General features: G+C 67.0%; 11 protein-coding genes. 2 read left to right on the forward strand and 9 right to left on the reverse strand.

Annotated elements, in window-relative coordinates; genetic code table 11:
• Positions 1 to 153 precede the first annotated feature (153 nt).
• Positions 154 to 1,962, reverse strand: a complete 1,809-nt coding sequence (oadA, locus tag CK498_RS21195; RefSeq protein ID WP_095622852.1) for a sodium-extruding oxaloacetate decarboxylase subunit alpha — start codon at positions 1,960 to 1,962, stop codon at positions 154 to 156.
• 26 nt (positions 1,963 to 1,988) lie between these two features.
• Complete coding sequence (locus CK498_RS21200) at positions 1,989 to 3,404, reverse strand: acetyl-CoA carboxylase biotin carboxylase subunit (protein WP_095622853.1); 1,416 nt, start codon at positions 3,402 to 3,404, stop codon at positions 1,989 to 1,991.
• A gap of 124 nt (positions 3,405 to 3,528) precedes the next feature.
• Here CK498_RS21200 and CK498_RS21205 point away from each other — a divergent pair, with 124 nt between their 5' ends.
• Both CK498_RS21205 and lipA read left to right on the forward strand, forming a co-directional pair.
• Positions 3,529 to 4,524 carry a LysR family transcriptional regulator gene (locus CK498_RS21205; protein WP_095622854.1) on the forward strand — a complete coding sequence of 332 codons (996 nt, stop codon included), beginning with the start codon at positions 3,529 to 3,531 and terminating at the stop codon, positions 4,522 to 4,524.
• A 382-nt stretch (positions 4,525 to 4,906) separates the two neighbouring features.
• Positions 4,907 to 5,980: a lipoyl synthase gene (lipA, locus tag CK498_RS21210; RefSeq protein WP_095622855.1), complete on the forward strand. Its 1,074-nt coding sequence runs from the start codon at positions 4,907 to 4,909 to the stop codon at positions 5,978 to 5,980.
• Here lipA and lipB read toward each other — a convergent pair.
• From lipB to mrdA, 7 genes are all read right to left on the reverse strand, one after another.
• Positions 5,964 to 6,665: a lipoyl(octanoyl) transferase LipB gene (gene lipB, locus CK498_RS21215; protein ID WP_095622856.1), complete on the reverse strand. Its 702-nt coding sequence runs from the start codon at positions 6,663 to 6,665 to the stop codon at positions 5,964 to 5,966. The two genes, lipA and lipB, sit on opposite strands and share 17 nt — an antisense overlap.
• Positions 6,666 to 6,977, reverse strand: a complete 312-nt coding sequence (locus tag CK498_RS21220) for an HP0495 family protein (RefSeq protein WP_095622857.1) — start codon at positions 6,975 to 6,977, stop codon at positions 6,666 to 6,668. It abuts the gene before it with no gap.
• Positions 6,978 to 7,089: 112 nt separating this feature from the next.
• On the reverse strand, positions 7,090 to 8,298 hold the full coding sequence (locus CK498_RS21225; protein WP_095622858.1) for a D-alanyl-D-alanine carboxypeptidase family protein: 1,209 nt from the start codon (positions 8,296 to 8,298) through the stop codon (positions 7,090 to 7,092).
• Positions 8,299 to 8,353: 55 nt separating this feature from the next.
• Entirely contained in the window at positions 8,354 to 9,334 is a 981-nt protein-coding gene (locus CK498_RS21230; protein WP_095622859.1) for a septal ring lytic transglycosylase RlpA family protein, read from the reverse strand.
• On the reverse strand, positions 9,319 to 10,368 hold the full coding sequence (gene mltB / locus CK498_RS21235; RefSeq protein ID WP_095622860.1) for a lytic murein transglycosylase B: 1,050 nt from the start codon (positions 10,366 to 10,368) through the stop codon (positions 9,319 to 9,321). Before mltB ends, CK498_RS21230 begins: the two co-directional genes overlap by 16 nt.
• A gap of 38 nt (positions 10,369 to 10,406) precedes the next feature.
• Positions 10,407 to 11,567 carry a rod shape-determining protein RodA gene (rodA, locus tag CK498_RS21240; RefSeq protein ID WP_407645886.1) on the reverse strand — a complete coding sequence of 387 codons (1,161 nt, stop codon included), beginning with the start codon at positions 11,565 to 11,567 and terminating at the stop codon, positions 10,407 to 10,409.
• Between the two features lie 19 nt (positions 11,568 to 11,586).
• Complete coding sequence (mrdA, locus tag CK498_RS21245) at positions 11,587 to 13,494, reverse strand: penicillin-binding protein 2 (protein ID WP_095622861.1); 1,908 nt, start codon at positions 13,492 to 13,494, stop codon at positions 11,587 to 11,589.
• Positions 13,495 to 13,502 lie beyond the last annotated feature (8 nt).

Raw genomic sequence — 13,502 nt, forward strand, 5'->3', positions numbered from 1 at the left:
TCGAAGCTGAATTGGCGGTAGACCTCCTCTTCGACCTACCTCCAGCGCTTCTTGCAAAGAGCCGCGACAATGGCATTGCTGGCAATCAGTATGCCACCATGCTGCATTGCAATATAGCCTAGTCTTTTCGCCTGACGCTCGCCAGTCGGACGTTCACTCGATCTCCACCAGCACCTCGCCGGGCATCACCCGCTCACCGCGTGCCACGTGCAGCGCGATCACCGTACCGGCGCGCCGCGCGTGCAGCTCGGTCTCCATTTTCATCGCCTCGGTGATCAGCACCGCCTGCCCCTCCTCGACCCGGTCGCCGACGGCCACCAGCACGTCGACGATGTTGCCTGGCATGGCAGTGGTCACGTGGCCGGCGCCGCTGGCACGGGCGCGGCCGCTCTCGGGCGGCGGCTGGTAGCGGTCGCGGGGCTCGAAGACCACCGCCTCGGGCATGCCGTCCAGGGTCAGGTAGACCTGGCGGCGTCCGCCACGGTCGCGGCCCACGCCGGTGATCTGCACGTCGTAGGACTCGCCGTGAACGTCGATCACGAATTCGGTGGGGGTGCCCTCGCTGACCGGCCGCTGGCCGACGTCCGGCGCCGGCAGCGGTTCAGGGATCAGGCTGCCGTCGCGACGCCCCTGCAGGAAGTCGCGCCCGATATCGGGAAACAGCGCATAGGTCAGCACGTCCTCTTCGCTCTCGGCAAGCGTGCCGATCGCGGCGCGAAAGCGCGCCATCTCGGGCGGCAGCAGATCCGCCGGTCGGCCCTGCTCGGCGGGTTCCTGGCCCACCGCCCGGCGCCGCAGCTCAGGGTCGGCGGGGGCCGGCGGGCGCCCGTAGCCGCCCAGCAGGTAGCGCTTGATCTCGTTACTGATGGTCTTGTAGCGCTCGCCGGTCAGCACGTTGGTCACCGCCTGGGAGCCGATGAACTGCGAGGTCGGCGTGACCAGCGGCGGATAGCCGAGATCGGCACGCACCCGCGGGATCTCGTCGAACACTTCGCGGATTCGCGACAGAGCATTCTGTTCGCGCAGCTGGTGGGCGAGATTCGACATCATTCCGCCGGGCACCTGGCTGACCAGCACGCCGATGTCCTCGCGGGTCACCTCGCTCTCGAACCCTGCGTACTCGCGACGCACCTCGCGCAGCCGGTCGCTGACCGCCTTGATCGCCTCGAGGTCGAGGCCGGTGTCGTAGTCGGTGTCGTGGAAGGTTGCCACCATCGCCTCGCTGGCCGGGTGGCTGGCGCCGCCGGCAAAGGCCGCGCAACAGGTGTCGAGGTGCCGGCAGCCCGCCTCCACCGCCTTGAGATGGCACTGGGCAGCCAGCCCCGACGTGGCGTGGGCGTGCAGATGCACCGGCACTTCGACGGCATCCAGCAGTGCTGCGACCAGCTCGGCCGTGGCGTAGGGGGTGAGCAGCCCGGCCATGTCCTTGATGGCGATGGAGTCGGCGCCCATCGCCACCAGCCGGCGGGCATCCCTGACGTACATCTCCAGGTCGTGGACCGGACTGACGGTATAGCAGAGCGCGCCCTGGGCGTGCTTGCCAGCCGCCTTGACCGCCGCCATGGCGGTCTCCAGGTTGCGCAGGTCGTTGAGCGGGTCGAACAGCCGGAAGATATCGATGCCGCCCGCCGCGGCACGCGCGACGAAGGCCTCGACCACGTCATCGGCGTAGTGGCGGTAGCCGACCAGGTTCTGGCCACGCAGCAGCATCTGCAGCGGCGTGTTGGGCAGCGCCGCCTTGAGTCGCTGCAGGCGCTGCCAGGGGTCCTCCTTGAGGAAGCGCACACAGGCGTCGAAGGTCGCCCCGCCCCACACCTCCAGCGACTCGAAGCCGATGGCGTCCAGCGCCGGGCACACCGGCAGCATGTCGTCGGTGCGCAGCCGCGTGGCGATCAGTGACTGGTGGCCGTCGCGCAGCACCACATCGCTGAGGCGCACGCGGGAGTCGGGGTTGGCGGGCATGTCTGTCTCCCTGTCAGGGCGGTGGTTCATAGGCCGGCGTGGACGGCGATGGCGGCAGCCACCACCAGCGCCACCTCGTCGGGATTGCGCTTCACCGAGTAGTCGAGCAGCTCGGGGTGGCGCAGCACGAAGCCGGTATCGAAGTCGCCGCGGCGAAAGTCGGGGTGCTTGAGGATCTCCTCGTAGAGCGGCGCGGTGGTCTTGATGCCATGCAGACGCATGTCGTTGAGCGCGCGCACGCCGCGGTCGAGGGTCTCCTCCCAGGTCATGCCCCACACGATCAGCTTGAGGCACAGGGTGTCGAAGTGCGGCGGCAGGCGGTAGCCGGTATAGATGGCGGTGTCGGTGCGCACCCCCGGCCCCCCCGGGGCGTAGTAGCGGGTAATACGACCGAACGACGGCAGGAAGTCGTTCTTGGGGTCCTCGGCATTGATACGAAACTCGATGGCGTAGCCGTGGTGACGAATGTCCTCCTGGCGAAACGCCAGCTTGAGCCCGTAGGCGATGCGGATCTGCTCGCGGACGATATCGACCCCGGTGACCGCCTCGCTGACGGTATGCTCGACCTGGATGCGGGTATTCATCTCCATGAAGTAGATCTCGTTGCCCCGCACCAGGAACTCCACGGTACCGGCGTTCTCGTAGCCCACCAGCCGCGCCGTGCGCACCGCCAGCTGGCCGACGTAGGCGCGCTGCTCGGGGGTCAGCCGCGGGCTGGGGGCGATCTCCATCAGCTTCTGGTTGCGGCGCTGGATCGAACAGTCACGCTCGAACAAGTGAATCACGCTGGCGTGGCGGTCGGCCAGCACCTGCACCTCGATATGCTGGCTGCCGACCAGGCACTTCTCGAGGAACAGCGCACCGCTCGCGAAACGTGCATCGGCTTCCTCGCCGACCTGGCCCCAGGCCTGCTCGAGCTGGGCTGGGTCGTCACAGCGCCGCAGGCCGCGGCCGCCGCCGCCGTGGTTAGCCTTGAGCATCACCGGGTAGCCCAGCGCCTCGGCCAGCGCCAGTGCCTCCTCGGCGCTTGCCAGCGGCGCCCGCGAGCCGGGCGTGACGGGGATGCCCGCTTCGCGCAGGGTCTCCCGTGCGCCGCTCTTGTCAGCCATGCGTGCGATCACCTCGGCATCCGGGCCGATGAAGGCAATGCCCGTCTGAGCGCACAGCCTGGCGAAATCAGCCTGCTCGGCGAGAAAGCCGTAGCCGGGATGCAGCGCATCGCAGCCGGTCTCACGGGCCAGGTCGACCAGGCGCTGGGCGTCAAGGTAGCCGTCCAGCGGGTCATCGCCGATGAAGTAGGCCTCGTCGGCGCGCTTGACGTGCAGTGCGAAACGGTCCGGTTCGGTGTACACCGCCACCGAGCGAATGCCCATCTCGGCGCAGGCGCGCTCGATGCGCACCGCGATCTCGCCGCGGTTGGCGATCAGCAGCTTGTGGAACATGGCGACCCACCCCGGCAAAATTGATAGTATTTCACAAGGGCCTGGTGACGTTCATCGCGGCTGCGATGAACGTCGACAGGCCCTTGCCCTATTCTGTCATAACCGACACCGCTTGGACGCCTCGATGACGCGACCCAGTCTGCTCAACCGCCTGACCTTCCGCCAGCTGCAGGTATTCCAGGCCGTGCACCGCCAGCAGTCCTACTCGCGGGCGGCGGAGCAGCTCGGCCTGACGCAGCCGGCAGTCAGCGCGCAGATCCGCCAGCTCGAGCAGGCCCTCGAGCAGCCGCTGTTCAAGTATGCCGGCAAGACCTTGCACGTGCTGCCCGCCGCCGATGCCCTGGCGAGTTCGGTACAGTCGATCTTCGGTCAGGTTTCGAGCCTGCAGATGGCGCTCTCGGAGATGGCCGGCAGCATCCGCGGCGAGCTCAACCTGGCGGCGGTCTCCACCGCCCAGTACGTGGTGCCGTATATCCTGGCGCGCTTTCGCGCCCTCTACCCCGAGGTGCAGATTCGCCTGCGGGTATGCAACCGCGGCCAGGCCCTGGAGCGCCTCGCCGAGCGCCGCGACGACCTGGTGATCATGGGCATGGTGCCCGATGACCCCAACCTCACCTTCATGCCGATCCTCGACAACGAGATGATCCCGGTGGTGTGGCCGGAACACCCATTGATGCACAGCCCCAGCCCGACCCTCGACGACTTCGCTCACCACTACGTGCTGATGCGTGAACCCGGCTCCGGCACCCGCAGCGCCTTCGAGGACTTCGCCTCACGCGAGCGGGTGACGCTGGCCCACACCATCGAGATGGGCACCAACGAGGCAATCAAGCAGGGCGTGATGGCGCATCTCGGCGTAGCGGTGCTGCCGCGCCTGGCCGTCCAGTTGGAACTGGCTGGCGGGCTGCTCGCCTCGCCGCCGCTGCCCGGCTTTCCGCTGCGCCGCTCGTGGTGCACGGTGTATCCCAAGGACCGCCACCCCTCGCCGCTCACCGAGCTGTTCCTGCGCTTCGTCCAGGAGCTGCTGCCGGAGCTCAACGCCCACTTCAGCGCCCCGCTGACGCCCCACCGCGGCCACTCGGTGGTCTGCCTGCCGGTACCCAAGGCACAAGGCAGTTAATTTGGGCAAGCACCGCTCGGGACTGATCCGCCGCCATCAGTGCCGATTGCGAGGACGCCGGGGGCAGGTCGGAGAGGAGGTTTGCGCCATGGGTGAGGAGGATTCCTCCGAACGGGCTGGCCATGGATGGCCAGCCCCGGTCCTGCAAGCGGAGCAGGATGCGAGAGCGCAGCAGGGCGCAAGGTAGCGCCCAGGGATGGGTTTACAGCGCCTCCTCGTAGGCCTGCCGACGGGTTAGTTCCGAGCTCGAGGCACGGTGGGGCAAGCCAAGAGTTCCGAGCGGCCAGGGCGGCTGAACCCACCCCCGACCTTATGCTAAAGTGGCGCCCATATTGGTTCGGGTGACGCCGCCCGGGCAGCGAACAGAGAGGCGCGAATCGCTATGAGCAACAAGCCGTCGCAAGCCGTTTCCAGCGGGGCCAAATTCCGCAACGAGCACGGCATGTCCGTGATCAAGGATGGCATCAAGCAGCGCAGGCAGAGCGAAGCAGCAGAGCCCCACGAGGGCGTCAGCAACGGCCGCAAGCCGCCCTGGCTGCGCATCCAGATCGCCGGCGGCGAACGCTTCGAGGCGGTCAAGCGCAACGTCAGCGAGCACCGCCTGAGCACGGTGTGCGCCGAATCGCACTGCCCCAACATGGGCGAGTGCTGGAGCAACGGCACCGCCACCATCATGCTGATGGGCTCGGTATGCACCCGCGCCTGCCGCTTCTGTGCGGTGGACACCGGCAACCCGCGCGGCTGGCTCGATCATGAAGAGCCGCAGAATACCGCCAAGTCGGTGGAGTTGATGGGGCTGCGCTACATCGTGCTGACCTCGGTGGACCGCGACGACCTAGACGACGGCGGCGCCAGCCACTACGCCGCCTGCGTCCGCGCCATCAAGGCGCGCACACCGGAGGTGGTGGTCGAGGCCCTGACCCCGGATTTCGACGGCGTGCACGACGCCATCGCCGACGTGGTGGATTCCGGCCTCGAGGTGTTTGCCCAGAACGTCGAGACCGTCGAGCGCCTCACCCAGCGCGTGCGCGACCCCCGCGCCGGCTACCGCAAGACCCTCGACGTGCTGGCCTTTGCCAAGCGTCACAAGCCCGAGGTGCTGACCAAGACCAGCTTGATGCTGGGGCTCGGCGAGACCGAGGAGGAGATCCTCGCCACCTTCGACGACCTGCGCGAGATCGGCGTCGACATCGTTACCCTCGGCCAGTACCTGCGCCCGACCAAGAACCATCTGCCGGTGGAGCGCTGGGTCACGCCCGAGGAGTTCGAGCGCTACCGTCAACTGGGGCTCGAGAAGGGCTTCATGGAGGTCGCCTCGGGGCCGCTGGTTCGCTCCAGCTACCGCGCCGACAAGGTCTTCGAGAAGAACAACCTGGGGCTGGCCGCCCCGGCCAAGGTGCCCGGCCAGCAGGCGTCCGCGGATGACGGCCTGATTCCGGTCACGCAGGTAAGCTGAGCCCCTGCTGCAGACGGCAGTGCTCCGGTAGCTCGCCGGGTGCTGCCCAAGCCAGATCGCGCCCCAGCTGGGCGCCCAGATGGCGTACCAGGCCACGCGCCACGCTGTCCGCGTCCGGCGCCGCAGGTATCAGGTCGCTGATACGCGTCATCGCCATGCCGGCATAGCCGCAGGGATTGATACGCGAGAACGGGCTGAGGTCGACATCGACGTTGAGCGCCACGCCGTGGAAGCTGGCGCCGCGACGAATGCGCAGCCCCAGTGAGGCGATCTTGGCCTCGCCCACGTAGACTCCCGGGGCGTCCGCCCGCGCCATAGCCGCAATCCCCAGATCCCCCAGCACGCCGACCACCGCCTGCTCCAGCGCGGTCACCAGCTCGCGCACGCCGAGCCGCGTACGGCGCACATCGAGTAGCGGATAGACCACCAGCTGGCCGGGGCCGTGATAGGTCACCTGGCCACCGCGGTCGGTCTGTACCACCGGGATGTCGCCGGGCATCAGCAGATGCTCGGGCTTGCCGGCCTGGCCCTGGGTGAAGACCGGATCGTGCTCGACCACCCAGCACTGGTCGGGGGTCTCGGCGTCGCGCGTATCGGTCAGCTCGCGCATCGCCTGCCACACCGGCAGGTACGGCTGGCGGCCCAGGCGGTAGACCTGGACAGGCGCGACGGGATGCTCGCTCATCTACAGCACCATGTGGACGCGGCCGGTGGCCTTGAGCGCGGCGAACAGTGCCTCGAGGTGGGGCTTGCCGGTGGCGACGATGGTCAGGCGCACCGACTGGAACTTGCCGTTGCGGCTGTCGACGACGCGGATCGACTCACGGTCGAAGCCGGGTGCATGCGTCTCTACCACCGCGACCACGGTATCGTGAAAATCGTCGCTGGCATCGCCGACGATCTTCAGCGAGTAGTCGCAGGGGAACTCGACGCGGGGGGCCGGCGTGGACGTCGCCGGAGTATCGAGACGCAGGTCTCGCAGGGGCTTGTCGGCCATGATGTTGGGTACTCGAAACGGGAGTGTGACACCATTTTACGCAACCGAGCCGCTGCGACCAAGGCCGCCGCAAGCGGCGGCCCCGTGCAAGACTGCAGCGCTAGGCCATCGATCAGCCAAACAGCCCGCTGATGAACTGGCGCACCATGTCGAAGACACGCTTGAAGATACCGCCCTGCTCGACACTCTCCAGGGCCACCAGCGGACGCTCGCCGAGCACTTCGTCACCGAGCTTGACCTCGAGGGTGCCGAGCTGGTCGCCGGCCGCCACCGGTGCAGTGATATCGCCGCGCAGGTTGAGGCGTGCGGTGAGCTCATCGCTGCGGCCGCGCGGCACGGTCATCCTGACGTCGCTGTCGACACCGACCCGCACCTGGTTCTCGGCACCGCCCCAGATACGCGGCGTCTCGAGCACCGAGCCCGCCTGGTAGAGGTTGAGGGTCTCGAAGTAGCGGAAGCCGTAGCTGAACAGCTTCTGGGTCTCCTGGGCGCGGGCCTCTTCGGAGCTGGTACCCATCACCACCGAGATCAGTCGCATATCATCGCGCTTGGCCGAGGCCACCAGGCCGTAACCGGCCTCGGTGGTCCAGCCGGTCTTGAGGCCGTCGACGGTGGCATCGCGCCACAGCAAGCGGTTGCGATTGGGCTGACGAATGTCGTTGTAGGTGAAATAGCGCTCCGAGTACATGGCATAGTGCTCGGGGTAATCGTTGATGATGTACTGCGACAGCAGCGCCATGTCGCGCGCCGAGGAGTACTGCTCGGGGTCGGGCAACCCGGTGGGATTGGCGAAGTTGGTGTTGTGCAGCCCCAAGCGCTGGGCATGCTGGTTCATCAGGTCGGCAAACGGCTGCTCGCCGCCAGCCAGATGCTCGGCGACCGCCACGCTGGCATCGTTGCCGGAGACGATCACGATACCGTGTAGCAGGTCGCCAATCGACACATTGGTGTCGACTTCAACGAACATCTTGGAACCACCGGTGCGCCAGGCATGCTCGCTGATACGCACCTCGTCATCCACCGCGACATTGCCACGATTGAGCTCCCGCTCGACCAAGTAGGCGGTCATCAGCTTGGTGAGGCTGGCCGGTGGCAGACGCTCGTCGGCGTTGTGCTCGACCAGCACCTCGCCGCTGTCGGCATCCATCAGGAACCACGACTTGGCCGCCAGCTGCGGCGGCGAGGGAATCATGGTCTGAGCGCTGGGCTGCTGGGCCTGGGCCGACACTCCCAGCGTCATCACCCCGAGGCTGGTCAGGCCGGCGGCGGCCAATGGGAGCATCGAGCGACGCAAACCGGACAACAAGGCAAACACTTTCATTACACCCACTCTCACAAAAGAAGAAACGTCACGAGATATACGACCCGACGAGGGGTCAGTCATTGATTACCAGGGTTTGCGCAAACCCCGCGCGGCGCAGTTCGTCACGCAGGGGCTCGACGCGGCTGGCGTCACTCACCGGCCCGACCTGGACGCGATGCACGCTGGCATCGCTGGCCACCCGCACCGGCTGGTTGAGTTCACTTTGCAGCCGCGACTTGAGCGCCTCGGCGTTGCTCGCCGAGCCGAGGGCGGCAACCTGCAGGAAGACCCCGCCGGCATGCGACGAACCGTTGTCGGAGGCCGGCCTGGCGGCGACTTCCCGGGGCGGCGAAACGTCTGCCGCTGGCGCAGCCACTTGCTCGGCGCCGTCGCGGGCCTGGCGCTGAACCTCAGCTACCTGGCGCTCACCATTGCCGCGATTCTGCTGCCAGGCCACCGGATCGATGGCCTCGACGCGCACCCGGCCGGTGCCGCTGCCCAGAATATCCAGCCGCGCCGCCGCCGCATAGGAGAGATCGATCTCGCGGTCGTCATGGAAGGGGCCGCGGTCGTTGACCCGCACGATCACCGAGCGCCCGTTGGCAACGCTGGTCACCTTGACGAAGCTGGGCAGCGGCAGCGAGCGGTGCGCGGCGGTCATCAGGTACATGTCATAGATCTCGCCGTTGGCGGTAGCGTAGCCGTGGAACTTCTCGCCGTACCAGGAAGCGATGCCCTCATTGCTGTAGCCCACCTCGTCCGCGAGCACCCGGTACGTTTTGCCCCACACCTCGTAGGTGGGTCGGTTGCCGCCCGGCGAGCGCGGTTCGACCCGCGGCTCGGCGTCGGGCACGTTGGCGACATCCGGCGGTAGGTCGGGGTAGGCATCGCGGCTCATCGAGTAGCGCCCGCTGGCGGTGCTGGTCGCTGCGTTCTGCGCTGCATTGGCGGTGCCACCATCGGCGCGCTGGCTACCGCCGCCGCTGCTGGCACAGCCGGCCATCAGCAGCAGTGCGGCCAGCGCGGCCGAAAGGCGAGTCAGCTGTCGGACCATGCGCCCTCCTCATAGGCCTCGGCGATCTGCTCGGCCAGCTCGGTCACCGCCATGGCATACAGATGGCTGTGATTGTAGCGGGTAATCACATAAAAATTGTGGTGACCGAGGCGATAGTGATAGCTCACTTCCTCACTGTCGTCGTCGCGCAGGAAATCGAACGCCAGCGGAATCACCGTATCCGCTGCATCGGCGTCGGCCGGCTCGATGCCGACCCCGGCCAGCTCGGAGAGTGACGCATAGGGTGGCCGGGTAGCATTAAACTCTATGCCCTTGGGCAGCGACTCGGGACCACTGGCCTCGCTGAAGATGGCCTCGTCACCGCGCCAGCCGTGCTCGGCAAAATAGTTGCCGACGCTGCCGATGGCATCCACCGGGTTGGTCCACAGGTCGCGAATGTCGTCACCGTCAAAGTCCACCGCATAGGCGCGGTAGCTGGTAGGGATGAACTGCGGGTAACCCATGGCACCGGCGTAGGAGCCGTGCAGCGAGTCGGGCTCGACCTCTTCTTCATAGGCGATCTCGAGGAAGGCGGCCAGCTCGCCGCGAAAGAAGCGGTGGCGGCTGGGATGATGAAAGGCCAACGTCGACAGCGAGTCGAGCACCCGATGACGACCGGTAAACTGGCCGTACTTGGTCTCGACGCCGATGATCGCGGCGATCACCTCAGGCGGCACGCCAAACTCCGCCTCGGCGCGAGCAAAAGCATCCTGGTGGGCATCGATGAACGCCGCGCCCTGCAGGATACGGTCGCGCTGCAGGAAGATCTCGCGGTACTCGTCCCAGCGCAGGCGCCGCTCGGCGGCGCCCTCCATGGCGTCGAGTACGTCCTGGCTGAAGCCGGCCTGGCGCATGGCCGCCTCGGCCCAGTCACGCGGCACGCCCTGCTCACCGAGCTCGTCGACCAGTAGCGCGACCTCGTCATGCGACGCCGGGTCGAAATCGGCGGCAAGACTCGCCGACGCCATCAGTGACAGGCCCACTGCGGCCAGCACGCCGTGCGCGCCCCTTCCCTGAAATGCAGACACCGTCATCGGTCGGGCAGCTCCTTGCTGGGTCGTTTGACGCCGCCTCAGCGTGGCAACAGGCGGCGGTGGGCATGAATCGACATGAGAATACCGAAACCGGCCATCAAGGTCACGCTGGAGGTGCCGCCATAGCTGACCAGCGGCAAGGGCACGCCGACGACCGGCAAGATGCCGCTGACCATACCTACGTTGACGAACACGTAGATGAAGAAGGTCAGAATGATGCTGCCCGCCAGCAGGCGGCCGAAACAGTCCTGGGCCGCATTGGCCAGCCACAGCCCGCGGACGATGATCAGCAGGTAGAGGCTCAGCACCACCAGCATGCCGACCAGCCCGAACTCCTCGCCAAGCACCGCGACGATGAAGTCGGTATGGCGCTCGGGCAGGAACTCGAGCTGCGACTGGGTGCCATGCAGCCAGCCCTTGCCCAGTAGGCCGCCACTGCCGATGGCGGTGGTCGATTGGATGATGTTCCAGCCGGCCCCCAGTGGGTCGCTCTCGGGATTGAGAAAGGTCAGCACCCGTTGGCGCTGGTAGTTGTGCATGTTGATCCACAGCAGTGGCAGCGCCGCGCCGGCCAGCACCACCAGAAAGGCGATGAAGCGCCACGACAACCCGGCCAGCAGGATCACGAATACCGCGGCACAGGTCACCAGCAGCGAAGTACCGAGGTCCGGCTGGCGCGCGATCAGCAGTACCGGCACCGCCATCAGCAGACCGCACACCAGCAGGTCGGTCCACCTTGGCGGCAGCTCGCGTCGGCACAGGTAGGCGGCGAGCATCATCGGCATCGCCAGCTTCATCAACTCCGAGGGCTGAAAGCGCACCACCCCGGGAATCACCAGCCAGCGCTGGGCGCCCATGCCCATGTCGCCCATCACCTCAACCGCGACCAGCATCGTCAGCGCCACACCATACAGTAGCGGTGCCCAACGCAGCAGCGTGGTCGGCGACAGCCGCGCCAATACCATCAGCACCAGCAACCCCAGCCCGAAGCGGCTGGCCTGGGCGATGACCGTCTCGAGGCGCTGGCCGCTGGCACTGTAGAGCACCAGTAGCCCGGCACTCATCAGCACCAGCAGCAGCAGCATGATCCATGGATCGATGCGCAACTTGGTCCACACGCTCTTGCGACGCGACATACCGCTCAGGGGCGGACGCACCGGATGGCCGCGCAGGCCGCGGGTAATATCGCCGAGCATCATGAGCATCCCTTGCCGATCATCAGTTCCCCGCTACGCTGGCGTTGTCACTCTCCATCTCTTCGCGCACCTCTTCGACATCCGGCGCCTCGTCGTCGAGCAGCCAGGCATCGCTCATCGCCCGCGCCAGGTGCGCGGCGTGGGTGCTGCCGCCGCCGGCATTCTCGACGATCACCGCCACTGCGATCTGCGGGTCCTCGAGTGGCGCGAAGGCAACGAACAGCGCGTGGTCGCGCAGCCGCTCGGCGAGCTCGTCGGCGTCATAGCGCTGGTCCTGGCCCAGGGAAAACACCTGAGCGGTACCCGACTTGCCGCCCATGCGGTAGTCGAGACCGACGCCGGTGCGCCGCGCGGTCCCCTCGCTACCGCTCAGCACCTTTTCGGCACCGGAGAACACCTTGTCCCACCACGCCTCGTTGTCGAGCACGATGTCGCCGAGGGTATCGGGCAACACCGTCTCCTGCTCATGATCGCCGATGCGCTTGGCCATACGCGGCTTGACCCACTTGCCGCGATTGGCCAGCACCGCGGTAGCGGCCGCCAGCTGCAGCGGCGTCACCTGCCAGTACCCCTGGCCTATGCCCACCGAGATGGTTTCACCCGGGTACCAGGGCTGATTGAAGCGCCCACGCTTCCACTCCCGCGACGGCATCAGCGCAGCGCTCTCGCCGAACACGTCGTGGCCGACCCGTTGGCCGAAGCCGAAAGCGGTCATGCGCTCATGCAGACTGTCGATGCCCATCTCGTGGGCCAGGGTGTAGTAGTAGGTATTGTTGGAGACCTCGATGGAGCGCTCCATGTCGACCCGGCCGTGGCCCCAGCGCAGCCAGTTGCGATAGCGGCGGGTATCGCCCGGCAGTTGAAAATAGCCGGGATCGTTGATTACCCGGTTGGGCGTGATCACTCCCTCGGCGAGCCCGGCGATGGCCAGGAACGGCTTGATGGTGGAGCCCGGTGGGTACTGACCGCGGATCGCGCGATTGAACAGCGGCAGGTCGATGTCCTCCTGCAGCGCCTGGTAGGAGGCGACGTCGATGCCGGTGACGAAGCGATTGCTGTCGAAGCCCGGCGCCGAGACCATGGCCAGGATCTCGCCGCTGGCCGGCTCGATGGCGACGATCGAGCCGCGCCGGCCGTCGAGCAGTTCGTAGGCCAGCTTCTGCATGTCGCGGTCGATGGTCAGGGTCAGGTTCTCGCCGGGCACCGGGTCGGTGCGGCCCAGCTCGCGTAGCACCCGGCCGCGGGCGTTGGTCTCGACCTTGCGCAGCCCGGCCTGGCCATGCAGCACGTCCTCGTAGAAGCGCTCGACGCCGGTCTTGCCGATGAAATGGGTGCCGGCATAGTTGCCCGGATCCAGGGTCGCCAGCTCCTCGGCATTGATGCGTCCCACGTAGCCCAGCGCATGGGACAGCATCTCGGCATCCGGGTAGTAGCGCAGCAGCTGCGCCTCGACCTCGACGCCGGGCAGGCGATGGCGATTGAGCGCCAGGTGGGCGATCTGCTCCTCCTTCAGGTCGCTCATCAGCAGCGCCGGCTGATAGGGCCGGGTGCGCTGCCGCGAGCGCTCGCGGAACGCCTCGACGCCCTCCTCGGGCAGCGCCAGCAACTCGACCAGCAGGTTGAGGGTGGCATCGAGGTCCTCGACACGCTCGCGCACCAGCATCAGGTTGTAGGTGGGGCGATTCTCAGCCAGCAACTGGCCGTTGCGGTCATAGATCAGCCCACGGGTCGGCGGCAGCGGCTCGACCCGCACGCGGTTCTTCTCCGAACGGGTGATATAGACCTCGTGCTGGGTCACCTGCAGGTAGGCCAGACGCCCCATCAGCGTAGTGGTCAGGGCCACTACCACCAGCAGCGCCAGCAGCGAGCGCAGTCGGAAGATACGCACTTCCTGATGCGTGTTCTTGAGTACCTGGCGACGATCACGCATGGGGCGAA

The sequence above is a fragment of the Halomonas salipaludis genome (assembly GCF_002286975.1).
Taxonomy (GTDB): Bacteria; Pseudomonadota; Gammaproteobacteria; order Pseudomonadales; family Halomonadaceae; genus Franzmannia; species Franzmannia salipaludis.